The sequence below is a fragment of the Nonomuraea coxensis DSM 45129 genome, from assembly GCF_019397265.1.
Lineage (GTDB): Bacteria > Actinomycetota > Actinomycetes > Streptosporangiales > Streptosporangiaceae > Nonomuraea > Nonomuraea coxensis.
Genome location: NZ_CP068985.1, coordinates 1,902,501 through 1,924,973, shown reverse-complemented (window position 1 = coordinate 1,924,973; position 22,473 = coordinate 1,902,501). Strand labels below are relative to the sequence as shown.

Annotated in this window: 16 protein-coding genes and 2 rRNA genes (1 of these 18 cut by a window edge); 9 read left to right on the top strand and 9 right to left on the bottom strand. The window is 70.4% G+C overall.

Annotated features, from left to right (window positions below):
- Positions 1-84 precede the first annotated feature (84 nt).
- Entirely contained in the window at positions 85-708 is a 624-nt protein-coding gene (locus Nocox_RS09325) for a TetR/AcrR family transcriptional regulator (RefSeq protein ID WP_020546229.1), read from the top strand.
- Here Nocox_RS09325 and Nocox_RS09320 read toward each other — a convergent pair.
- Positions 677-2,242, bottom strand: coding sequence for a PucR family transcriptional regulator (locus Nocox_RS09320; RefSeq protein WP_020546228.1), 1,566 nt, complete (start codon positions 2,240-2,242; stop codon positions 677-679). The two genes, Nocox_RS09325 and Nocox_RS09320, sit on opposite strands and share 32 nt — an antisense overlap.
- A 91-nt stretch (positions 2,243-2,333) precedes the next feature.
- On the opposite strand from Nocox_RS09320, the gene gabT reads away from it, so the two are divergent.
- Both gabT and Nocox_RS09310 read left to right on the top strand, forming a co-directional pair.
- Positions 2,334-3,662 carry a 4-aminobutyrate--2-oxoglutarate transaminase gene (gabT, locus tag Nocox_RS09315; RefSeq protein ID WP_020546227.1) on the top strand — a complete coding sequence of 443 codons (1,329 nt, stop codon included), beginning with the start codon at positions 2,334-2,336 and terminating at the stop codon, positions 3,660-3,662.
- 210 nt (positions 3,663-3,872) lie between these two features.
- Complete coding sequence (locus Nocox_RS09310; RefSeq protein ID WP_020546226.1) at positions 3,873-4,073, top strand: hypothetical protein; 201 nt, start codon at positions 3,873-3,875, stop codon at positions 4,071-4,073.
- Between the two features lie 51 nt (positions 4,074-4,124).
- Here the strand turns inward: Nocox_RS09310 and Nocox_RS09305 are convergent, their stop codons facing one another.
- The 4 genes from Nocox_RS09305 to Nocox_RS09290 form a co-directional block, all read right to left on the bottom strand.
- Positions 4,125-5,225 carry an extracellular solute-binding protein gene (locus tag Nocox_RS09305; RefSeq protein WP_020546225.1) on the bottom strand — a complete coding sequence of 367 codons (1,101 nt, stop codon included), beginning with the start codon at positions 5,223-5,225 and terminating at the stop codon, positions 4,125-4,127.
- 64 nt (positions 5,226-5,289) lie between these two features.
- On the bottom strand, positions 5,290-6,798 hold the full coding sequence (locus tag Nocox_RS09300; RefSeq protein WP_020546224.1) for a CoA-acylating methylmalonate-semialdehyde dehydrogenase: 1,509 nt from the start codon (positions 6,796-6,798) through the stop codon (positions 5,290-5,292).
- On the bottom strand, positions 6,795-8,075 hold the full coding sequence (locus Nocox_RS09295; RefSeq protein ID WP_026214958.1) for an aspartate aminotransferase family protein: 1,281 nt from the start codon (positions 8,073-8,075) through the stop codon (positions 6,795-6,797). Before Nocox_RS09295 ends, Nocox_RS09300 begins: the two co-directional genes overlap by 4 nt.
- A gap of 68 nt (positions 8,076-8,143) precedes the next feature.
- Positions 8,144-9,595, bottom strand: a complete 1,452-nt coding sequence (locus tag Nocox_RS09290) for an MFS transporter (protein WP_020546222.1) — start codon at positions 9,593-9,595, stop codon at positions 8,144-8,146.
- 55 nt (positions 9,596-9,650) lie between these two features.
- Here Nocox_RS09290 and Nocox_RS09285 point away from each other — a divergent pair, with 55 nt between their 5' ends.
- From Nocox_RS09285 to Nocox_RS09275, 3 genes are all read left to right on the top strand, one after another.
- A complete protein-coding gene (locus tag Nocox_RS09285) occupies positions 9,651-10,349 on the top strand; it encodes a TetR/AcrR family transcriptional regulator (protein WP_020546221.1) in 699 nt (232 codons plus the stop codon).
- Positions 10,350-10,362: 13 nt separating this feature from the next.
- Positions 10,363-11,991 (top strand): AMP-binding protein, encoded by a 1,629-nt coding sequence (locus Nocox_RS09280; protein WP_020546220.1) that lies wholly within the window; start codon positions 10,363-10,365, stop codon positions 11,989-11,991.
- Positions 11,992-12,076: 85 nt separating this feature from the next.
- Positions 12,077-13,696: a PucR family transcriptional regulator gene (locus tag Nocox_RS09275; protein ID WP_020546219.1), complete on the top strand. Its 1,620-nt coding sequence runs from the start codon at positions 12,077-12,079 to the stop codon at positions 13,694-13,696.
- A gap of 32 nt (positions 13,697-13,728) precedes the next feature.
- Here Nocox_RS09275 and trpS read toward each other — a convergent pair whose 3' ends face one another.
- The gene (gene trpS, locus Nocox_RS09270; RefSeq protein ID WP_020546218.1) at positions 13,729-14,691 is read right to left on the bottom strand and encodes a tryptophan--tRNA ligase; all 963 of its coding nucleotides are present in this window, start codon (positions 14,689-14,691) and stop codon (positions 13,729-13,731) included.
- Positions 14,692-14,951: 260 nt separating this feature from the next.
- On the opposite strand from trpS, the gene Nocox_RS09265 reads away from it, so the two are divergent.
- Positions 14,952-16,430: a phosphodiester glycosidase family protein gene (locus Nocox_RS09265; RefSeq protein ID WP_020546217.1), complete on the top strand. Its 1,479-nt coding sequence runs from the start codon at positions 14,952-14,954 to the stop codon at positions 16,428-16,430.
- Positions 16,431-16,720: 290 nt separating this feature from the next.
- A complete protein-coding gene (locus tag Nocox_RS09260; RefSeq protein WP_020546216.1) occupies positions 16,721-17,179 on the top strand; it encodes a GNAT family N-acetyltransferase in 459 nt (152 codons plus the stop codon).
- On the opposite strand, the gene Nocox_RS43655 is transcribed toward Nocox_RS09260, so the two are convergent.
- The gene (locus Nocox_RS43655) at positions 17,160-18,911 is read right to left on the bottom strand and encodes a tetratricopeptide repeat protein (RefSeq protein ID WP_157383371.1); all 1,752 of its coding nucleotides are present in this window, start codon (positions 18,909-18,911) and stop codon (positions 17,160-17,162) included. The two genes, Nocox_RS09260 and Nocox_RS43655, sit on opposite strands and share 20 nt — an antisense overlap.
- Before the next feature lie 33 nt (positions 18,912-18,944).
- Between Nocox_RS43655 and Nocox_RS09250 the strand changes: the two genes are divergently transcribed.
- Positions 18,945-19,232: a hypothetical protein gene (locus Nocox_RS09250; protein WP_033410728.1), complete on the top strand. Its 288-nt coding sequence runs from the start codon at positions 18,945-18,947 to the stop codon at positions 19,230-19,232.
- Positions 19,233-19,471: 239 nt separating this feature from the next.
- On the opposite strand, the gene rrf is transcribed toward Nocox_RS09250, so the two are convergent.
- Positions 19,472-19,588, bottom strand: a 5S ribosomal RNA gene (gene rrf, locus Nocox_RS09245).
- An 87-nt stretch (positions 19,589-19,675) separates the two neighbouring features.
- Positions 19,676-22,473, bottom strand: a 23S ribosomal RNA gene (locus Nocox_RS09240); it runs 308 nt beyond the window's last position.

Here is a 22,473-nt window from a genome sequence, read left to right as displayed (position 1 = left end):
CCCCGATCAGAAAGGCGTGGGCCCCGTGACCGAACAGCGTGAGGTCACCAGGACGACGAAGTCCTCGGCCACCGGGGAGGTCTCATGACCTCGGCGCCGCTGGGGCTGCAGGGCGCCTATCTCCTGGGTGAGCGCGCCGGCCATGACGAACTGCGTTCCCACCTGCTCGACGTGGCGGTCAACCTGCTGGAGACCGACGGGCCCGAGAGCCTGACGATGCGCCGCATCGCCGCCGAGGCGGGCTGCACGACGACGGTCATCTACACGATGTTCGGCAACCGGGAAGGCTTGGCGGAGGCGCTCTATCTGGAGGGGTTCGAGCGCTTCCGCCGCTTCCTCGAGTCCGTACCGCAGCGGCGCGACCCGCTGGAGCACCTCTTCGCCCTCGGGCCGGCCTACCGGGAGGCGTGCCTGGCCGAGCCGGGCTACTACAGCCTGATGTTCGAGCGGGCCATCCCCGGGTTCGAGCCGAGCGAGCGCGCGCGGACGCTGGCGCGGGCCGCGCTCAACATCCTCGACCGGGTGATCGCCGACTGCATCTCGGCCGGCTACCTCGCGCCGACCCAGCCGCGCAAGGTCGCCGACGCGCTGTGGGCCGCCGCCCAGGGGGCGATCAGCCTGGAGCGGGCGGGGCACCTGCGCGACGACCGCACGTACGAGGCCGTGACCACGGCCGTCATCGGCTGCTACCGGGTGCGGAAGAAGTAGCCGGATAGCGGCGGGCCGCCTCCAGGGCGAGCCACAGCTCGGCGCGCACGCCGGGGTCGTCGAGGTCGCGGTCCAGCAGCTCGCCGACCCTGCGCATGCGGTAGCGCAGGGTGTGGCGGTGGATGCCGAGCCGCTGGGCGGCGGCGTCCCAGTGGCCGTTGCTCTCCAGGTACGCGCGCAGCGACTCGACCAGGTCGGCGCGGGAGCCGTACGCGGTCAGGGGCGCCAGCAGCGCGGTCGCGAACGCCTGAGCCGTGGGCTGGTCGAGCAGCCCCAGCAGGCCCTGCCCGGCCAGCTCCCCGAACCGCACCACCCGCACGGGGACCGGGCCAGGCGACGTCAGGGCGGCGGCGAGGGCGCGCCTGGCCTGGTCGATGGCGGTGGCCAGGGACGCCGGCTCGTACGTGGCGGGCAGGCTGACGCCGACGGGCGCGTCCGCCTCCCGCGCCGCCGCCGCCACCTCCGCCTCCGGCACCAGCGCGAACGCCACCTCACCGGCTCCGGGCTCGGCGTGGGGCTCAGGGGCCGCGAAGGCGCGGCCCTCCAGCGCGTCGAGGGCGTCGGCCCGCGTGGCGAGGACCGCCAGCGGCGGCTCCGGCAGCCGCCCGCCGAGGGCGGCCAGCACGTCACGGGCCTGCTGCCCGGCCCCGGACAGCAGGAGGTCGAGCGCCGCGGAACGGACGCGGCGCTCGGCCGCCGCCTGGGCGCGCCCCTGCTCCATGGAGAGCGTAAGGAGCGAGCCCGCCGCGTTGATCACCGTGTGGGTGACCGGCGAGAACGCCTCCTTGGCCCCCACGGCGAAGAACCCGCGGGGCCGCGCCCTGCCACCGCCCAGCGGCTGCACCACGACGTGCTCGCCGGGCCCCGACAGCGCCAGGCTGGCCGGCCACCGCCACCGGCCGCCCTCCCCCGGCCGCTCCTCCCCCGGCCCGGCCGGAGAGGGCCGCCCGTGCCCGGTGAGGAGCCGGCCGAGCTCGGCCGTGACCCCGTCCGTACGGGCCCCGCGGGTGGCGTGGCGCACCGCGCCGGTCTCGTCGAGCAGCGCCGCCCACCCGCCGACCTCCTTGGCCAGCCGGTCGACGACCGCGTACATGCCCTCGGGCCGCAGCGCCGCCCTGGTGAGCCGCCCCTGCGCGGCGAAGGCCCAGGTGATCTCCTCGTACTGCTCGGCGGCCAGCAGCTCGCTGACGGCCTTGCCGATGGCGATGAACGGCGTCTCGCGCGGCACCTCCAGCAGCGGCAGCCCCGCCCGCGAGGCGGCCTCGACGAGGGCCGCGGGCACTTCGGTGTGCGAGACCCCGACGCCGAAGCCGAGCCCGGCGACGCCCCGCGCCACGAGCCGCCCGACATATCCGGCCAGGTCGCCTTCCAGCCGCAGCCCGGTGGTGAGCAGCAACTCGTCCCCCTCCAGGTACGGTGTGGGGTCGGCCAGCTCGCTCACCGCCACCCAGCGCACCACGGTGTCCGGCGGCAGCCCTCCGGCCAGCGGCCGCAGGCCCATCCGGCGCACGACGGTCTGCAGCGTAGGCGGCATACGGTTTTGTCCATTCCGGCGAAGACGAGCACCCCCAGTGTGCCATGTCGACGTATCGGCGCAGGGAGAACCCCGCCGTAGCGTCTGAGCCATGAGCATTCCGCAGGAGCGGCGCGTCGTCACCGCGATCCCCGGCCCCAAGTCCCAGGAGCTGCTGGCCCGCAAGCAGGCGGCCGTCCCGTCCGGCATCGGCACCACGCTGCCGGTCTTCGTCACCCGCGCCGGCGGCGGCGTGGTGCAGGACGCCGACGGCAACTCGCTGATCGACTTCGGCTCCGGCATCGCCGTCACGAACGTCGGCAACGCCGCCCCCAAGGTCGTCGAGCGGGTCCAGAAGCAGGTGGCGGACTTCACCCACACCTGTTTCATGGTGACCCCGTACGAGTCGTACGTCCGCGTCTGCGAGAAGCTGAACGAGCTCACCCCGGGTGACCACGAGAAGCGCACCTTCCTGGTCAACTCCGGCGCCGAGGCCGTCGAGAACGCCGTGAAGGTCGCCCGGCACGCCACCGGCCGCCAGGCGGTCGTCGTCTTCGACCACGGCTACCACGGCCGCACGCTGCTGACGATGACGCTCACCGCCAAGAACATGCCGTACAAGCACCGGTTCGGGCCGTTCGCGCCCGAGGTGTACCGGGTGCCGCTGGCGTACCCGTACCGCTGGCCGACGGGTGAGGACAACTGCGCGGAGGAGGCCGCCGCGCAGGCCATCGACGCCATCACCAAGCAGATCGGCGCCGAGAACGTGGCCGCCGTGGTGATCGAGCCGATCGCCGGCGAGGGCGGCTTCATCGTGCCGGCGCGGGGCTTCCTGCCGCGCATCGCGGAGTTCTGCAGGGACAACGGCATCGTGTTCGTGGCCGACGAGGTGCAGACCGGCTTCGCCCGCACCGGCACCCTGTTCGCCTGCGAGGACGAGGGCGTCGTGCCCGACATCATCACCACCGCCAAGGGCATCGCGGGCGGTCTGCCGCTGGCCGCCGTGACCGGCCGCGCGGAGCTCATGGACGCGGTGCACGTGGGCGGGCTCGGCGGCACCTACGGCGGCAACCCCCTGGCCTGCGAGGCCGCCCTGGGCGTGCTGGAGACCATCGAGGAGGACGACCTCGTCGCGCGGGCCCGCCGCATCGGCGAGATCATGCTCCCGCGCCTGGAGGCGATGAAGGAGCGCTTCGACGTCATCGGCGACGTGCGCGGCCGGGGCGCGATGATCGCGATCGAGCTGGTCGAGCCCGGCACCAAGGAGCCCAACCCCGCCGCCGTCCAGGCGGTCGTGAAGCGCTGCCACGCCGAGGGGCTGCTGGTGCTGACCGCCGGCACGTACGGCAACGTGCTGCGCTTCCTTCCCCCGCTGGTGATCCCCGAGCACCTGCTCGAAGAGGGCCTGGGGATCCTTGAGAAAGCCATCGCCGAACTGTAGATATCCCTCGATATCGGGCATCCAGCTTTGTGGCTGGATGCCCGATTTTGTTGGTGTAAAGACGGTCAGGTGGGTAGAGAATTCACTCTGGCTTGACGCTCAGCTGGACGCTCATGGCCACGGTCAGGGGTTATAACGGATCCGACATACGGATGGGCGATGGCTGCTGGGAATGCTATGAACTGGGGTCCGACAAGACCGGCGCGGAGTATGTTGACGTTCGACCCTGAGGGCCTGAGCTGGGCTCAGCGCGAAGGTGACGCGTGCGTCGTCTGCCACAAGCGGTGGCCACGCCCCCGCGCGCGCGTCGGCCGCCTGCCCGAAGGCTCGGCCGTGCTGGCCTGCGCCGACTGCGCCGAGGCCCTGATGCCCGCGCCGCTCGCCACCGTGGTGGCCTTCCCGTCCCGCTGACCAGCCCCTGATCGGCCTCTGTCCGGCCTCTGACCGGGCCCTGATCGGCGCCTATTTGGCGAGCTCGCGCCACCGGTCGGTCCAGGCGTCGTAGCCAGGGCACCCGCCGTGCTCCGCCCGGCAGTCCGCGGGCGGCCGCTCCGCGAAGCGCACCCGCGACAGCCTCTTGGCGTCGCCCACCCCGTACAGCCGGCAGATCTGCCTGGCCCGCCCCTTGCACGCCTTGTCGTTGGCGGGCGCGAGGCCCACCCACGCCGCCGCGTCGCGCTGCGCCTCCGGCGCGGCCATCCAGTTGAGCCAGCGGTAGGCGCAGGACGTGTCCGGGACGTTCGCCCCCAGCATCCAGGAGTCGACCCAGCCGGTCGTCTCGCCCGCCGGGACCGTCTTGACCTGCTTGCCGGCCTTCTGCAGCAGCGACCGGTAGTAAGGGGTGGCCTGCGCGTAGTCCAGCTTCCCCGTGGCGAAGCCCTTGACCAGGTCGAGCGGGTTGGACCAGTAGGTGCGCTCCTTCGCCCTCTCCAGCAGCGCCACGGCGGCGTCGAGCCGCTCCTCGGTCAGCGCGTAGGGGTCGTCGTCCTCGCCCGCGGCGAGCGCGGCGTCGGCGATCGTCATCGGGCTGTCGCGCAGCGCGGCGCGGTCGGAGGCGAACACCTCCTTCAGCTCGCCCTTGACCCGGGCCGGGTCGTAGACGAACTCGTGGTAGCCCCACAGGTAGGGGACGCCGTAGACCTTGCCGGACACGGTCGTCATGTCGCGGAAGCGCTTGTCGAGGTCGTCGTAGCCGGCGACCTTGGCCACGTCGACGGGCTGCACCTGCTTGGCCGCGATCAGGGAGCCGGCGAGCGCCGGACCGGCCGAGATCAGGTCGTAGGGCCGGGAGCGGACCTGCGCCGCCATGTCCTCGGCGGTCTGCACCGTGTCGAGCTTGGCGATGCGGCAGCCGGTCTCCTTCTCGAAGTCGCCCACCCAGTTGAACCGGGGGCTGACTCCGCCGTACTCGGCGAAGCCCCGGTAGGTGAGGATCTGCAGCGTTCCGTCGCTCTGCGTCACCGACGCGGTGGGCGTGGGGGACGGGCTCGGGCTCGCCGCGCCCGTGCCGGCCACCAGCGCCGCCGTGGCGAGCGCCAGCGCGTACGTACGACGGCGATGCACGATGTCCCCCCTTGCCCGGGCTCCCTGGCCGGTGCCAAGGAGCTTACCGGGACCCGGCCGGGACTTACTTGTTGGTGGGGAAGCCCAGGTTCACGCCCCCGTGGGAGGGGTCGAGCCAGCGGGAGGTGACCACCTTGCCGCGGGTGTAGAAGTGCACGCCCTCGGTGCCGTGCACGTGCGTGTCCCCGAACAGGGACGCCTTCCAGCCGCCGAAGCTGTAGAACGCCATCGGCACCGGGATCGGCACGTTGATGCCGACCATGCCGACCTCCACCTCGTTCTGGAAGCGCCGGGCGGCGCCGCCGTCGTTGGTGAAGATGGCCGTGCCGTTGCCGTACTCGCCGCCGTTGATGAGCTCCAGGCCCTGCTCGTACGAGCTGACCCGCACGATCGACAGCACCGGGCCGAAGATCTCCTCGGTGTGCGTGCGCGAGCCGGGCGGCACCCGGTCGAGGACGGTCGGCCCGAGCCAGAAGCCCGGCGCGTCGGCCGCCGTGCCGCCGCCGAGGACCGCCGTGTGCCGGCCGTCCACTACCAGCTCCGCGCCCTCCTCGACGCCGAGGTCCAGGTAGGAGGCGACCTTGTCGCGGTGCTGGCGGGTGACCAGCGGGCCCATCTCGGACTTCGGGTCGTCGCCGGGGCCGAGGACGAGCCTGTCCACCCGCTCGGTGATCTTCTTGACCAGCTCGTCGCCGACCGGGTCCACGGCCAGCACGACGGAGATCGCCATGCACCGCTCACCCGCCGAGCCGAACCCGGCCGAGACCGCCGCGTCCGCCACCAGGTCGAGGTCGGCGTCGGGAAGCACCAGCATGTGGTTCTTGGCGCCGCCGAGCGCCTGCACCCGCTTGCCGTGGGCAGTGCCGGTCTCGTAGACGTAGCGGGCGATCGGGGTGGAGCCGACGAACGACACGGCGCGCACGTCGGGGTGCTCCAGCAGCCGGTCCACCGCCGTCTTGTCGCCCTGGACGACGCTGAACACGCCGTCGGGCAGCCCGGCCTCCTGCCACAGCCGCGCCATCAGCAGCGACGCCGAGGGGTCCTTCTCCGACGGCTTCAGCACGAAGGCGTTGCCGCAGGCGATGGCCAGCGGGAACATCCACATCGGCACCATCGCCGGGAAGTTGAACGGGGTGATCCCGGCCACCACGCCGAGCGGCTGGCGGATCGAGTAGGAGTCGACCCGGGTCGAGACGCCCTCGCTGAAGCCGCCCTTGAGCAGGTGGGGGATGCCGCAGGCGAACTCGACGACCTCCAGGCCGCGGGCCACCTCGCCGAGCGCGTCGGAGTGCACCTTGCCGTGCTCGGCGGAGATCAGCGCGGCCAGCTCGTCGCGGTGGGCGGCCATCAGCTCGCGGAAGCGGAACAGCACCTGCGCGCGCTTGACCAGGGAGGCGTCCCGCCAGGCGGGGAAGGCCGCGACCGCCGCGGCGACCGCCGCGTCCACGTCGGCGACGTCCGCCAGCGCGACGTGGCCGGACACCTCGCCGGTGGCCGGGTTGAACAGCTCGGCCGTACGGCCGGAGCCGCCCTCGGCGGGGGCGCCGTTGATCCAGTGGGTGACCGACTTCACTGCTGCGCCGCCTCCGCGTCGATGATCTCCAGGGCGCCGACGATGATGCCGAGGCCCTCGACCGCCTCGTCCACCGTGAGGGTGAGCGGCGGGGCCATGCGGATGGCGGTGCCGTGGAGGCCGCCCTTGCCCGCCAGCAGGCCCGCCTTCTTGCTCTCCTCCATGAAGCGGGCCGCCTGGGCGGGGCTCTCCAGCTCGACGGCGAACATCAGGCCCTTGCCGCGGACGTCCTTGACGACGGACAGCCGCTTGGCGGCCTCCTTGAGGCCGTCGATGATGATGGCGCCGGTGCGCGCGGCGTTGGCCTGCAGGTCGTGGTCGAGCACGTAGTCGAGGGTGGCGTTGGCGGCGGCCATGGAGATCGGGTTGCCGCCGAAGGTGGACAGGCCCACGGCGTGCGGGCCGTCCATGAGGTCGCCGCGGGCCACGACGCCGCCCACGGCGAAGCCGTTGCCGAGGCCCTTGGCGAAGGTGATCATGTCGGGGGTGACGCCGTGGTCCTGGATGCCGAAGAACGCGCTGCCGGTGCGGCCCCAGCCGGTCTGCACCTCGTCGGAGATGAACAGGATGCCCTGCTCGTCCAGCACCTCCTTGTACGCCGCGAACAGCCCGTCGGGCGCCATGGTGAACCCGCCGACGCCCTGGATCGGCTCGGCGATGAGGGCCGCCACGTCGTTCGAGACGGCGGTGGCGAGGACGTGGCGCAGGTCGTCGGCGCACGCCGCGATGTAGTCGGCGTCCGACATGCCCTTGAACTGGGCCAGGTGCCGGTCGGCGCCGTGCAGGAAGTGCACGTTGAGCGGGGAGAGCGAGTTGTTCTTCCAGGCGCGGTTGGAGGTGACGCTGACGGCGCCGAAGCTGCGGCCGTGGTAGCTCTGCCGCATGGCGAGCACCTGGTCGCTCTTGCGCGCGTACGTGGCCAGCAGCAGCGCCGTCTCGTTGGCCTCGGTCCCGGAGTTGGTGAAGAAGACCTTGGCGTCGGGGATGCCGGACAGCCGGGCGATCTTCTCGGCCAGTTCGACCTGGCCGCGGAGCAGGTAGACCGTGCTGGTGTGGACGACGCCGGTGGCGAGCTGACGCTCGACGGCCTCACGCACCTCGGGCACGTCGTAGCCGATCATGTTGGTCAGGATGCCGGCGAAGAAGTCGAGGTAGCTCTTGCCGTCGGCGTCGACGACCCGGTTGCCTTTGCCGCTGACGATCTCGATGGGCTCGTTGTAGTTGAGCGCCACCCAGTTCGGCATCACTGCCCGGTGGCGCGCTAGTAGCTCCGACATGTTATCGAGTATCCCGCCCCGTTCCCCGTCCTCATACGTGCAATATGTCGGCTTAGCGGAAAATCGGGTTACGAGCTGTAAACCGGTTCCGGGTCGGCGGCGGGCTTCGGCGAGCGCAGCACCGACACGGCGAGCAGCGCCGCCGCCACGCAGAAGGCCGCCCCCACCCACGAGCCCAGGTGCATGGCGGAGGTGAAGGCCGCGTTCGCGGGCTCGGCCAGGCCGGCGAGGTGCGCCCCGCCGATCGACTCCCTGGCCGCCTCCGGCAGCCCCGCGGGCATCTCGGCGGTGTAGCGCCCGGCCAGCACGCTGCCGAGGACCGCGATGCTGAGCGCCACGCCGACCTGCTGGACGGTGTCGTTGAGCGCCGACCCTACGCCGGCGTGCTCGACGGGGATGGCGTTCATCAGCGAGGCGTACGCGGACGGGCCGGCCAGCCCGCCGCCGACGCCCATGACGACCAGCCCGGCGAGCAGCCCTCCGTAGCCGGTGGTCATGGCCATGACCACGAAGCCGCCGGCCATGAGCGCCAGCCCGGAGCCGACGAGCGCCCGGTTGCCGACCCGCTGCCCGAGCGCCGCGCCCACGCCGTTGAAGACGGCGGCGGCCACGGCGTACGGCAGCATGGCGAGCCCGGCCTGGATCTCGGAGTAGCCCAGCACGAACTGCAGGTACTGGGTGAGCATCAGCATGACCGCGCCCGCGCCGAACGACATGAGCAGGATCGAGAACGACGCGCCGCCGAAGTTGCGGTCGGCGAACAGGTGCAGCGGCAGCATGGGCCGCTCCTGCCTGCGCTCCCACACCACGAAGGCGGCCAGCGCGAGCACCGCCACCGCGATGAGGGGGATGTTCCACTCGCGTTCGATGATGACGTAGACGGCGGCGGTGAGGCCGGCGGTGGACAGCACGACGCCGACGGGGTCGATCCGCCGGCCTTCGCTGCGGCTCTCGGGCATGAGCACGAGGGCGGCGACGACGGCGACGGCCGCGATCGGCACGTTCAGCAGGAAGATCGAGCCCCACCAGTAGTGCGCGAGGAGGAAGCCGCCGAGGGTCGGGCCCGACACCAGGCCGACCAGCGCCACGGCGCTCCAGGCGGCCATCGCCTTGCGCCGCTCGTCCTCGTCGAAGACGGTCAGCAGGATCGACAAGGTGGACGGCATCACCAGCGAGCCGCCGACGCCCATGAGCGCCCGCGCGGCGATGAGCTGCCAGGGCTCCGTGACCAGCGCGGCCAGCAGCGAGGCGCCGCCGAAGAACACCAGGCCGATGATCAGCAGGCGGCGGCGGCCGTACTTGTCGGACAGGGCCCCGGAGGTGAGCAGGAGGCCGGCGTAGGCCAGCACGTAGGCGTCGATGATCCACTGGATGTCCGACGGGGTGGCGCCCATGTCCTTGTTGAGCGCGGGGATCGCCAGGTTCAGCACGGTGTTGTCGACGACCAGGACCAGCAGGGCCAGGCACAGGACGACGAGGATCCACCAGCGACGGGGGTCTCGTACGGTGTTCGAGGTCACTCGCACACTGTACGACAGTCCTCGTACAGCGTGCGAGTGGATTTATCCTGGACACATGAGCAGGCAGTTCACCTCCGTCTGGACCCGTGAGCCGCGCAGCAGACCCGCCGGCCCCGGGCGCAGCCGCGAGGAGATCGTCAAGGCGGCCGTCGAACTGCTGGACGCCGAGGGGCTCGGCGGGCTGAGCATGCGCAAGCTCGGCGCGAAGCTGATGTCCGGCGCCACCAGCATCTACTGGTACGTCGCCACCAAGGACGACCTGCTGGAGCTGGCCTACGACGAGGTGTGGGCCGAGATCAGCGTCCCCGACCCCGACGAGGCGCACTGGCGTGAGGTCGCCTCCGTCCTGGCCCACAGCATGCGGCAGGCGATGCTCAAGCACCCCTGGTCGGCCGACCTCATCGGCCGCCTGCCCGCCCTCGGCCCGCACGCCATCGGCGTCAGCGAGCGCATGCGCCGCACGTTCCGGCTGGCCGGGTTCACCGGCACGGACATCGACTTCGCCGGCGCGACGCTCACCGCCTTCATCTTCGGCATGACCACCCCCGAGATCGCCTGGGAGACCACGGTGGAGGGCGTCTGGGACACCGCGGCGGCGCAGGCCGCGCTCACCAAGGCCGCCGCCGGTCACCCCGAGCTCCTCGACGCGATCGGCACCATGCCCGACGAGGACCCGCGGGTCATGCGCGCGATGGCCTTCGACTTCGGCCTGGTGTCGGTGCTCGACGGCCTTGAGCGACGGCTGGCGACGTAGCAGGATCCCGGACATGAGCGATTTCCGCGCCGCCCGCGACCTCCTGCTGAACGCCGACCCCGCCACCGCCCGCCGCGACTTCCGCTGGCCGGAGCTGACGGAGTTCAACTGGGCGCTCGACTGGTTCGACGGGGTGCTCGCCGCCGAGACGCCCGACGCCGTGGCGCTCAAGATCGTCGGCGACCACCCGGCCGTCTACACCTTCGCCGAGCTGTCGGCCCGCTCCGGCCAGGTCGCGACCTGGCTGCACCGGCAGGGCGTGCGCCGCGGCGAGCGGATCCTGCTCATGCTGGGCAACCAGCCCGAGCTGTGGGAGGCGCTGCTGGCCGCGATGAAGCTGGGCGCGGTCGTCATCCCCGCCACCACGCTGCTGACGGCCAAGGACGTCGCCGAGCGCGTCGAACGCGGCGGCGTCGCGCACGTGATCGCCAACGCCGAGGACGCCGGGAAGTTCGGGCCGGGCGAGTTCACCAGGATCGCCGTCGGCGACGCCTACAACTGGCTGCCCTACCACGAGGCGTACGACGCCCCTGCCGCGTTCGAGCCCGACGGGCCCACGCGGGCCGGCGACCCGCTGCTGCTCTACTTCACCTCCGGCACGACCTCCCAGCCGAAGCTCGTCGAGCACACGCACGCCTCCTACCCGGCCGGCCATCTGTCCACGATGCACTGGATCGGCGTCCGCCCCGGCGAGGTGCACCTCAACGTCTCCTCGCCCGGCTGGGCCAAGCACGCCTGGAGCAACGTCTTCGCGCCGTGGAACGCCGGCGCCACCGTGCTGGTCCACGACTACCGCCGCTTCTCCGCCCCTGCGCTGCTGGAGGTCCTGCGGGACGAGCGCGTGAGCACGTTCTGCGCCCCGCCGACCGTCTGGCGGATGCTCATCCAGGAGGACCTCGCCGCCTGGAAGCTGCCGCTGCGCGCCGCCGTGGCCGCCGGCGAGCCGCTCAACCCGGAGATCATCGACCAGGTGCGCAAGGCGTGGGGCATCACCGTCCGCGACGGCTACGGCCAGACCGAGACCACCGCGCAGATCGGCAATCCGCCCGGCGAGCCCGTGAAGCCGGGCTCGATGGGCCGGCCGCTGCCCGGCTACGAGATCGCGCTGCTCGACCCGCACACCGGCGAGGAGGGCGACGACGGCGAGATCTGCCTCCCGCTCGACGGCCGCCGCCCGCTGGGCCTCATGGCCGGCTACGTCGGCGGCTCCGGCGAGGCGATGCGCGACGGCTACTACCACACGGGCGACGTCGCGAGCCGCGACGCCGACGGCTACATCACCTACGTGGGCCGCACCGACGACGTCTTCAAGGCCTCCGACTACCGCATCTCGCCGTTCGAGCTGGAGAGCGTGCTGCTGGAGCACGAGGCGGTGGCCGAGGCCGCCGTGGTGCCCGCCCCCGACCCGGTGCGGCTGGCGGTGCCCAAGGCGTACGTCACGCCGGCCCCGGGGTTCGAGCCCGGCGAGGAGCTGGCGCGGTCGATCTTCGAGCACTGCCGGCGGGGGCTGGCGCCGTACAAACGGGTGCGGCGGCTGGAGTTCGGCGAGCTGCCCAAGACCATCTCCGGCAAGATCCGCCGGGTGGAGCTCCGGGTGCGCGAGCCCCGCAGGGAATACCGGGAGGACGACCTCGGCTCCTGACCCTCAACTCCTGACCCTCAACTCCTGACAGAGCGTAAATCGCCGCATTGCCGATCTTACAGATCGATCGGCTAGGCTCTGCCCCGTGCTCCCCACCATCGCCGACGTCCTCGAACTCGAAACCGTGCGCCGGGGCGGCCCGCGCGTGGTCGCGGGCGCCGACCGGCTGGACACGCGGGTGCGGTGGGTCCACGTCGGCGAGATCGCCGACATCGCCGGCCTGCTGCGCGGCGGCGAGCTGGTGCTGACCACCGGCGTCGCGCTGCCCGACGACCCCGACAAGCTGGCCGACTACATCGGCGCGCTCGCCGACGTCGGCGCGTCCGGGCTGGTCGTGGAGCTCGGCCGCCGGTTCGTCCGTGAGCTGCCGCGCGCGGTGGTCAAGTCCGCCGAGGAGCACGGGCTGCCGGTCATCGTGCTGACCAGGGAGACCCCGTTCGTGCAGATCACCGAGTCGGTGCACGCGCGGATCATCGACATCCAGCTTGAGGAGCTGCGCGCCTCCGAGCAGCTCCACGAGGTCTTCACCGAGCTGTCGGTCGAGGGCGCCTCGCCGACGGAGGTGCTCGCCCAGGTGGCCCGGCTGGCCGGCCGCCCGGTGCTGCTGGAGAATCTGGCCCACCAGGTGCTGGCCTGCGAGTCCGCCGGGCGCGACGCGGGCACCCTGCTGGCCGGCTGGGAGACCCGGTCGCGGGCGGTCGCGCCGGCCGGGCGGACGGCCTACGACCCGGCCTCCGGCTGGCTCGTCACCACCGTCGGGGCGCGGGGCCAGGACTGGGGCCGGCTCATCCTGGTCTGCGGCGCCGCGCCGTCGCCGCGCGACCTGGTGCTGGCCGAACGCGCCGCCACCACGCTCGCCCTCGGCCGCCTGCTCGAACGCCACCAGGAGTCGCTGGAGCGCCAGGCCCACGGCACGATCATCACCGGCATCCTCACCCACGCCTACGCCGACCCCGACGAGGCGGCCGCCCGCGCCCGCGCCGTCGGCGTGCCGCTGACCGGCCGCAAACTGGTCAGCGTCGTCATCAGGCCGACCGAGCCTGCCGACCAGGCGCTCGACGGCCAGGCCCAGCTCGGCGAGCTGGCCGAGGCCACCGCCGGGGCCTGCAGGGACGCCCGGCTGCCCGCCCTCGTCGGCGCGCTGGACCAGGAGCGGGTCGGCGTCCTGCTGCCGCTGCCGCCGCGCACCCAGGCCGAGGCCGCGCTGACCACCCTCGCCGACCGGCTCCGCACGCTGTGGCCGCCCGGGGCGGCGTTCGTGCTCGCCGCCGGGTCCGTGGTGGAGTCCATCCGCGACGTACGCCGCAGCTTCCTGGAGGCCGAGCAGGTGGCCGACGTGGCCGTCCGCCAGCCGGACGGCCGCGCCTTCTACCGCCTGCCCGACCTGCGCCTGCGCGGGCTGCTCCACCTGCTGCGCGACGACGCGCGGCTGCAGACGTTCGCCGAGCGGGAGCTCGGGCCGCTGCTGGCGCACGACGCCCAGCGCGGCGGCGACCTCACCCGCATCCTGCGCGTCTACCTCGACTCGGGGCGCAACAAGGCGGTCGCCGCCCAGAAGGCGCACCTGTCCAGGCCCGCCTTCTACGACCGGCTGCGCCGGCTCGAACGCATCCTCGACACCGACCTCGACGACGTCGAGTCGTGCCTGTCGCTGCACGTCGCGATCCTCGCCCTGGAGTCCTTCCGCCGCGACAACCGCACCTGAGCGCCGCGGGGCCCTTCGCCGGCCAGAAGCGGCTAGAAGCCCATCGCGTCGCGTACCTCACGCAGGGTCTCCACGGCCCGCTCACGGGCGCGCGCGTTGCCCTCCTCCAGCACCCGCCGCACGTCGGGCGCCGACAGCTCGCGCCGCCGCGCCCGGATCGGCCGCAGGAAGTCGTTGACCGCGTCGGTGGTCAGCCGCTTGAGCGCGAGGCCGCCGCCGTCGCCGATCTCGTCGGCCAGCTCCCACGGCTTGCGGCCCAGGCAGAGACCGGCCAGCGTGAGCAGGTTCGCCACCTCCGGGCGGCGCTCCTCGTCGAACGTGATCAGCCGCTCGGCGTCGGTGCGGGCCTTCCTGATGAGCGCGGCCGTCTCGTCCTCGGTGGCCTTCAGCGTGATCGCGTTGCCGCGGCTCTTGCTCATCTTGCCGCCGTCCAGGCCCTTCAGCAGGGGACGCTCCCCCATGACGGCCTCGGGCAGCGGGAACACCTCGCCGTACCGCTCGTTGAACCGGCGCGCCACCAGCCGCGTCACCTCCACGTGCGGCAACTGGTCCCGGCCGACCGGCACCAGCGTGCCCTTGCAGAACAGGATGTCGGCCGCCTGGTGCACCGGATAGGTGAACATCAGCCCGCTCACCGCGGCCTGCGAGCTGTGCGCGATCTCGTCCTTCACGGTGGGGTTGCGGCTCAGCTCCGACACCGACACCAGGCTCAGGAACGGCAGCATCAACTGGTTGAGCTCGGGCAGCGCGCTGTGCTGGAAGATCGTCACCTTGGCCGGGTCGATCCCCACGGCCAGGTAGTCGAGCAGCAGGTCGGTGATGTTGGCCTGGATCTCGCCGGGACGGTCGCGGTCGGTGATGACCTGGTAGTCGGCGATCAGGACGTACATGCGGTGCTCGTCCTGCATCCGCACCCGGTTGGCCAGCGAGCCGAAGTAGTGGCCGAGATGCAGCGGCCCGGTCGGGCGGTCGCCGGTGAGCACGACGTGGTCCATCGAGGTTCCCTCCTTGGTCGATGCCGTCCCAGGAGGACCCCGGCGCATGGTCGGCGGGCCGTCCGGAGACGGCCCTGCGCATGCGATGTCAGCGGCCGTCTGTCGGCCGCCACCACATGCTGATGCGCTTCATACCGAAAGTGTAACCAAAGCGCAGGGCTATTTCGTAATCCCTGGCACCAATTCGCGTGTTCGCCTGTCCCGCGAACCTTGATCTCGCCAGTATGGTGCGGTCCCTTTTCGTGCCCTCTGGAGAGTTCATGTCTCGACGCACCCTCGCCGGCGGCCTGGCCATAGCCGCGGCGATCACCGTCACCACGCTGCCCGCCGCCTCGGTCGCGGCGGAGCAGGCGGCGGTGGCCTTCCCGTCGGCCAGGTTCCCGCTGGGAACCAAGACCGCGCCGACCAGGACGATGACCGCCGTCGCGCCGGGCATCGACCTCTACGACGTCAAAGCCGGCAGCGCGACCGACGGCTACACGCTCACCCTCCTGATGCCGAGCGGCCGCGACTACGGCACCCGCCCGACCGCGGAGGCCGTCGCCGCCGAGGTCGAGGCCGCCGGCGAGACGCCGAGCGTGCAGGAGGTCGTACGGCCGAGCGTCGCCGACGCCCCCTCACAGACCGTCTACATGGTCCGGGTCGGCCTGTGGTCGCTCAAGGACAAGAAGAAGGCCGAGAAGGCGGCCAAGGCGCTCAAGGACGCGGGCCTCAAGGTCAAGGTCGACTACCTCGGCGACGACGGGCTCCAGACCACCGGCCCCTGGGACGTCAAGGTCGTCATGATCGACGCGAGGACGTTCCGCGGCTCGTACGCCGCCTCGCTCGGCGCGAGCGTCGCCAAGCGGGAGACGGTCTCCGCGATGGCCAAGTCCGCGGGCGCGATCGTCGGCGTCAACGGCGGCTTCTTCAACATCCACACCGCCAGGAACCTGCGCGGCGAGCCCGTCGGCGCGTCCGTCGTCGGCGGCAAACTGCTCAGCGAGGCCGTGCCCGGCCGTACGGCGGTCGTCCTCCAGGGCCGCTCCGCCAAGATCACCGAACTCGGCACCACCGTCACCGTGATCTCCCAGGACGGCGAGAAGGCCCAGGCGGGCGGCGTGAACCGGGCCGCCGCCGTGGACGAGCTCATCCTCTACACCGAGGAGTACGGCGCCAAGACCCCCACCGGCGGCACCGACGCCGTCCTCGACGCCAACGGCAAGGTGCTGGGCCTGCGCGCCTCCGGCGCCGCCGTGGCCAAGGGCACCCGCGTGCTGCACGGCAACGGCGTCTCCGCCGACTGGCTCAACCAGCACGCCTGGCAGGACTGGACGGTGCGCGTCGACACCAAGGTCGTGGACCTGCGTACCAGGAGGGCGCTCAAGCTGACCCCCGACCTGCACGTCATCGCGGGCAACGTCAACCTGGTCCGCAACGGCAAGGTCCAGATCACCGCCAAACGGGACGGCCACGACTCGATCAACATGATCCTGCGCCGCCACCCACGCACCCTGCTCGGCGTCACCAGGAACGGCAGCCTCATCCTCGCCACCGTCGACGGCCGCCAGCCGGGCGTCACCGTCGGCGCGAACTTCCACGAGGCCGCCCAGCTCATGCGCTGGCTCGGCGCCCGCCAGGCGGTCAACCTCGACGGCGGCGGCTCGACGGCCATGGTCGTGAAGAACAAGCTGGTCAACCGGCCGTCCGACGGCGCGGAACGCGGCGTCGGCGACGCCCTCCTCGTCCTCCCCAAGTAACCCAGTCCTCAGGTCCCCCAGACCCCTCGGCAACCGAGGACCTGAGGGCCTGAAGGGCTGAGGACCTGAAGGGCCGAGGGGCTGAGGGGCTGAGGGCCTGAGGGGCTGAGGGACTGAGGGACTGAGGGCCTGAGGGCCTGAAGGGCTGAGGGCCTCGCGCCGGGTCGCCGCTCACCAGGGCGGTGGCCCCGGCGCGGCCCTCCCCTTGCCCGCCGCCCTCGCTCCTTCCACCCGAGCCGCCACCCGGCGCGGCCTTCTCTCCGGCCCCATGAGCTCATAGCCTCGGCCGCATGAGCGATCATGCCTTCGTCCCCGACGACTTCGCCGTCCCCTCGCACCTGGCCACCCCGCGGTTCCGGCTGGAGCCCTTGGACCCCCGGCACAACGCCGCCGACCACGCGGCCTGGACCGGCAGCATCGAGCACATCCGTGCGACCCCGGGCTTCCGCGACCGAGGGTGGCCTCCCGCGGACGGCATGACCCTGGAGGCGAACCTCGCCGACCTGGAACGGCATGCCGACGACTTCGCCCGGCGCCGCGGATTCACCTACACCGTCCTCGACCCGGCCACCGGCGACGTGATCGGCTGCGTCTACATCTACCCCTCCCGCGCCGACGACCACGACGCCGCGGTGTCCTCCTGGGTCCGAGCCGACCGCGCCGACCTGGACAAGCCCCTGTACGAGACCGTGTCAGCCTGGCTCGCCGACCACTGGCCCTTCGGGTCGATCAGCTATCACCCGCGCTGAGCCCGCCCGCCTCGCGCGCCCACCGGGCGAGCTGCCGCCGGGCCGCGACCGTGTCGGGATGCGCGGCCCCGAGCACCCGCTCCCGGTCGGGCACCAGGGCCGCGAACAGGTCACGGGCCGCCGCCGGATCCCCCAGCTCCCCCGTCCACCGCGCCAGCTCGTGCCGGACGGCCAGCGTGTCGGGATGCTCCGGCCCCTGCACCCGCTCCCGCACCGGCAGCAGGGCCGCGTACTGGCCGCGCGCCGCCTCCGCGTCGCCCAGCTCGCCCGTCCAGCGGGCCAGCTCGTGCCGCGCGGTCAGCGTCGAGGGGTGCTCCTGGCCGAAGGTCGCCGTCAACGCCTCGCAGATCTCCATGAACAACGCCCTCGCCGTACGGTGGTTGCCGCTGGCGCCCAGGTAGCGGGCGGCCTTGTCCATGCCGGGCGAGAACGCCCTGAGCGCCGTACGGATGTGCGGCAGCAGCAGCGCGTACCGCGGCCAGCTCTCCGGCCTCGCCGGATCGTCGGGCAGCAGGCCCTCCAGCAGCACCGCGGCGACCTCCCGCCACCGGCGCTGCTGCCGCACCGGGAGCTGGTCCATCGTCACGGCCTGCACCAGCCGGTGCACCGGCACGGCCCCGTCCACCGGCTGCCCGATCAGGCTGTGGCGCCGCAGCGCCCCGATCGCCGCGTTGACCGCCACGGCGTCGCGCGGCAGTTCCTGCATCGTGAGCACGGCCGCCAGCCGCCGCCGCGCCTGCCGCAGCAGCCGCACCCGCGAGAGCGGCGCCCGCCCGTACACCTGCCGCCGCCGCTGATCGGCGCGGAACAGCTCCAGTGCCGACCGCCGCTCCAGCTGCGACAACAGCAGGTGGTACGGGACCGCCTCATGCGCATAACAGGCCAGCAGCCGCAGCAGCGCGATCGCCGGCCGATGGGAACGCTCCACATTCTCGAACGCGAGCTGCCACGTCGTGGTGACCTGCTCCCGGTACCCCCATGCCTGCCCCTGGGCCAGCAGCTCGGCCCGCTGCCGATGCAGCAGGTCCAGGTAGTCGGCGATGGCCAGCCCGGTCTCCGCCATGAACGCCCCCGCCTGCTCCAGCGCCAGCGGCAACGCCCCGAGCTCCCCCGCCACCTCGACAGCCGCCCGCGCGTCCTCCTGCTCCGCCCGCGCCAGCACCAGCGCGGCCGCCGCCCCCGGCTCCAGCACCGGCAGCTCCATCCCCTGCTCCCGTGGCCAGTTCCCGGACCGGCTGGTCACCAGCACATGCCCCGGCCCCGCCGGCGGCAGGAACGGCCGCAGAACGTCCGCGTCAGGCGCGTTGTCGAAAATCACCAGCCACGGCTCGGTACGCGCCGCCAGCGCCGCATGCACCTGATCCACCGGATCCGCCCCCTGCGCCGCCTCCCCGAGCCCGAGCAACGCCGCCAGCCGCCCGAACGCCGCCGACAACACCGCCGGCTCCTCCGCCGGGAACTGCCAGACGAGCTGGTAGTCGGGCAGGTACCGATGCGCGTACTCCAAAGCCACGCTCGTCTTCCCCACCCCGCCGAGCCCGTGCACCACGACAACCCTCGGCACCCCGATCTGACCCGCCCCGCCCGCCGGTGACATCTCCCCAACCTGCGGACCCTCGACGACCAGCGACTCCCCCGCGACTGTCCGCCACCCTGTCGTCAGCCGCCCGCGCAACTCCCGGACAACCGCCTCCCGGCCGAAGAGCAGCGGCGGCCGGGACTGAATCTGCACCGGTCGCGTGGGAACCTGCGGCCGAGCCTGCAGATGCACATCCCCTACCACCTCGACGTCGACCTCGACATGCTCCCCGGTGACCGCCGTCGCCTGATCCCCCGTCATCGCGACGCCGACATTCCTGCCGCCGACAGCGATGCCCCTCTCCGCCCGAGACGCGACCCCACCCTCCGCCGGCTCAGCCGCCCGCTCGCCACCCGCCTCCTGGCCGCCTCCGGAACCAAGCCCTTCCTCGTGACCAGCCGCCGAACCCGACACCGAACCACCTTCCTTGACCTTCCCCTGGATCAGCCGCCCGCCGAATCACCACCCCAGTGACCGACGCGACCCGTCGCCACGCCTCCGCCGTGCTCGCGACTGCGCCTGAGCCCCGCTCCCGGCGCATCCTCGGAGCGGGCCGCCCTCAGGGGAAGAAAGACCGTCACCTACCCAGCGTGACGGGACGATCCAAGGGACGCCACCAGAAAGTGGATGTGCCCCGCTTCATCCCACGCGATATCGGGACAAAACAAAAAGGGCCCTGACGCGCGAGGCGTCAGGGCCCTTCTATAAAGATTGTCCGGCGGTGACCTACTCTCCCACACCCTCCCGAGTGCAGTACCATCGGCGCAGAGAAGCTTAACTTCCGGGTTCGGAATGTAACCGGGTGTTTCCTTCCCGCCATAACCGCCGTAACCCTCCGAAACACACAAACACAAACGTGCCTGCTGCCTCAGAATTGCCTAGTGGACGCGAGCAAAAACTTCAAGAAAGTATGCTTTGTGGTCAAGTCCTCGGCCTATTAGTACCGGTCAGCTCCACACGTTACCGCGCTTCCACCTCCGGCCTATCAACCCGGTCGTCTACCGGGAGCCTTACCCACTCTCGTGGTGGGAGACCTCATCTCAAGGCGAGCTTCCCGCTTAGATGCTTTCAGCGGTTATCCCTTCCGAACGTAGCCAACCAGCCGTGCACCTGGCGATACAACTGGCACACCAGAGGTTCGTCCGTCCCGGTCCTCTCGTACTAGGGACAGCCCCTTTCAAGTCTCCTGCGCGCGCAGCGGATAGGGACCGAACTGTCTCGCGACGTTCTAAACCCAGCTCGCGTACCGCTTTAATGGGCGAACAGCCCAACCCTTGGGACCTACTCCAGCCCCAGGATGCGACGAGCCGACATCGAGGTGCCAAACCATCCCGTCGATATGGACTCTTGGGGAAGATCAGCCTGTTATCCCCGGGGTACCTTTTAGCCGTTGAGCGACACCGCTTCCACACGCCGATGCCGGATCACTAGTCCCAGCTTTCGCTCCTGCTCGACCCGTCAGTCTCACAGTCAAGCTCCCTTGTGCACTTACACTCAACACCTGATTGCCAACCAGGCTGAGGGAACCTTTGGGCGCCTCCGTTACCCTTTAGGAGGCAACCGCCCCAGTTAAACTACCCACCAGACACTGTCCCCGATCCGGATCACGGACCAGAGTTAGACGTTCAAAACGACCAGAGTGGTATTTCACCAATGACTCCACCCGAACTAGCGTCCGAGCTTCCCAGTCTCCCACCTATCCTACACAAGACGCTCCAAACGCCAATGTCAAGCTGTAGTGAAGGTCCCGGGGTCTTTCCGTCCTGCTGCGCGAAACGAGCATCTTTACTCGTAGTGCAATTTCGCCGGGTCTGTGGTTGAGACAGCGGGGAAGTCGTTACGCCATTCGTGCAGGTCGGAACTTACCCGACAAGGAATTTCGCTACCTTAGGATGGTTATAGTTACCACCGCCGTTTACCGGCGCTTAAGTTCTCACCTTCGCCAGCTTGCGCTGACTAAGCGGTCCCCTTAACGTTCCGGCACCGGGCAGGCGTCAGTCCGTATACATCGTCTTACGACTTCGCACGGACCTGTGTTTTTAGTAAACAGTCGCTTCCCCCTGGCCACTGCGACCCCCACCAGCTCCAGGCGCAAAGCCCATCACCAGCAGAGGTCCCCCTTCTCCCGAAGTTACGGGGGCAATTTGCCGAGTTCCTTAACCACAGTTCACCCGATCGCCTTAGTATTCTCTACCTGACCACCTGAGTCGGTTTAGGGTACGGGCCGCCACAACACTCACTAGAGGCTTTTCTCGGCAGCATAGGATCATCCACTTCACCACAATCGGCTCGGCATCACATCTCACCCACGCGTGTTGCGGATTTGCCTACAACACGGGCTACATGCTTACCCCAGGACAACCATCGCCTGGGCTGGACTACCTTCCTGCGTCACCCCATCGCTTACCTACTACCCGATCGGACCGAGCGTTCAGCCTGACACCCGCCCCGAAGGGCCGGCCGACTTAAGGACTCTTAGCATCACGAGGTTCAGTATGGGCGCATTGAAGCGGGTACGGGAATATCAACCCGTTGTCCATCGACTACGCCTGTCGGCCTCGCCTTAGGTCCCGACTTACCCTGGGCGGATTAGCCTGCCCCAGGAACCCTTGGTCATCCGGCGCGAGGGTTTCTCACCCTCGATTCGCTACTCATGCCTGCATTCTCACTCGCACAGCCTCCACGACTAGATCACTCTGCCGCTTCACCGGCTGCACGACGCTCCCCTACCCATCAACCCCCACAATGGAGGATCAATGCCACGACTTCGGCGGTGTGCTTGAGCCCCGCTACATTGTCGGCGCAGAATCACTTGACCAGTGAGCTATTACGCACTCTTTCAAGGGTGGCTGCTTCTAAGCCAACCTCCTGGTTGTCTCTGCGACTCCACATCCTTTCCCACTTAGCACACGCTTAGGGGCCTTAGTCGGTGATCTGGGCTGTTTCCCTCTCGACTACGAACCTTATCGCCCGCAGTCTCACTGCCACGCTCTCACTTACCGGCATTCGGAGTTTGGCTGACGTCAGTAACCTTGTCGGGCCCATCGGCCATCCAGTGCTCTACCTCCGGCAAGAAACACGCGACGCTGCACCTAAATGCATTTCGGGGAGAACCAGCTATCACGGAGTTTGATTGGCCTTTCACCCCTACACACAGATCATCCCCCAGGTTTTCAACCCTGGTGGGTTCGGTCCTCCACCCAGTCTTACCTGAGCTTCAACCTGCCCATGCGTAGATCACTCCGCTTCGGGTCTACAGCATGCGACTCAAACGCCCTCTTCAGACTCGCTTTCGCTACGGCTCCCCCACACGGGTTAACCTCGCCACACACCATAACTCGCAGGCTCATTCTTCAAAAGGCACGCAGTCACATCACACACCAGCAAGCTGATGTAAGCTCCTACGGCTTGTAGGCACACGGTTTCAGGTACTATTTCACGACCCCTCACCGGGGCACTTTTCACCTTTCCCTCACGGTACTCGTGCACTATCGGTCACCAGGGAGTATTTAGGCTTACCAGGTGGTCCTGGCAGATTCACACAGGATTTCTCGGGCCCCGTGCTACTTGGGATCCCCTCCAGGAGTCCATCCGATTTCGTCTACCCGGCTCTCACGGTCTACGGCGCCCCTTCCCAGAGGCTTCAACTATCAGACGGATTTATCACTCCTCGAAGCAGCGGCAGCCACCTCAAGAGGGTCCCACGACCCCGGAC

What these genes read in the sequence shown, in the direction of transcription:
- Nocox_RS09265 (WP_020546217.1), top strand. Translation starts at nt 14,952, where the DNA reads ATGTCTCGACGCACCCTCGCCGGCGGCCTGGCCATAGCCGCGGCGATC.
- Nocox_RS09325 (WP_020546229.1), top strand. Translation starts at nt 85, where the DNA reads ATGACCTCGGCGCCGCTGGGGCTGCAGGGCGCCTATCTCCTGGGTGAG.
- Nocox_RS09295 (WP_026214958.1), bottom strand. Translation starts at nt 8,075, where the DNA reads ATGTCGGAGCTACTAGCGCGCCACCGGGCAGTGATGCCGAACTGGGTG.
- Nocox_RS09320 (WP_020546228.1), bottom strand. Translation starts at nt 2,242, where the DNA reads ATGCCGCCTACGCTGCAGACCGTCGTGCGCCGGATGGGCCTGCGGCCG.
- Nocox_RS09250 (WP_033410728.1), top strand. Translation starts at nt 18,945, where the DNA reads ATGCACATCCCCTACCACCTCGACGTCGACCTCGACATGCTCCCCGGT.
- Nocox_RS09260 (WP_020546216.1), top strand. Translation starts at nt 16,721, where the DNA reads ATGAGCGATCATGCCTTCGTCCCCGACGACTTCGCCGTCCCCTCGCAC.
- Nocox_RS09280 (WP_020546220.1), top strand. Translation starts at nt 10,363, where the DNA reads ATGAGCGATTTCCGCGCCGCCCGCGACCTCCTGCTGAACGCCGACCCC.
- trpS (WP_020546218.1), bottom strand. Translation starts at nt 14,691, where the DNA reads ATGGACCACGTCGTGCTCACCGGCGACCGCCCGACCGGGCCGCTGCAT.
- gabT (WP_020546227.1), top strand. Translation starts at nt 2,334, where the DNA reads ATGAGCATTCCGCAGGAGCGGCGCGTCGTCACCGCGATCCCCGGCCCC.
- Nocox_RS09310 (WP_020546226.1), top strand. Translation starts at nt 3,873, where the DNA reads ATGTTGACGTTCGACCCTGAGGGCCTGAGCTGGGCTCAGCGCGAAGGT.
- Nocox_RS09285 (WP_020546221.1), top strand. Translation starts at nt 9,651, where the DNA reads ATGAGCAGGCAGTTCACCTCCGTCTGGACCCGTGAGCCGCGCAGCAGA.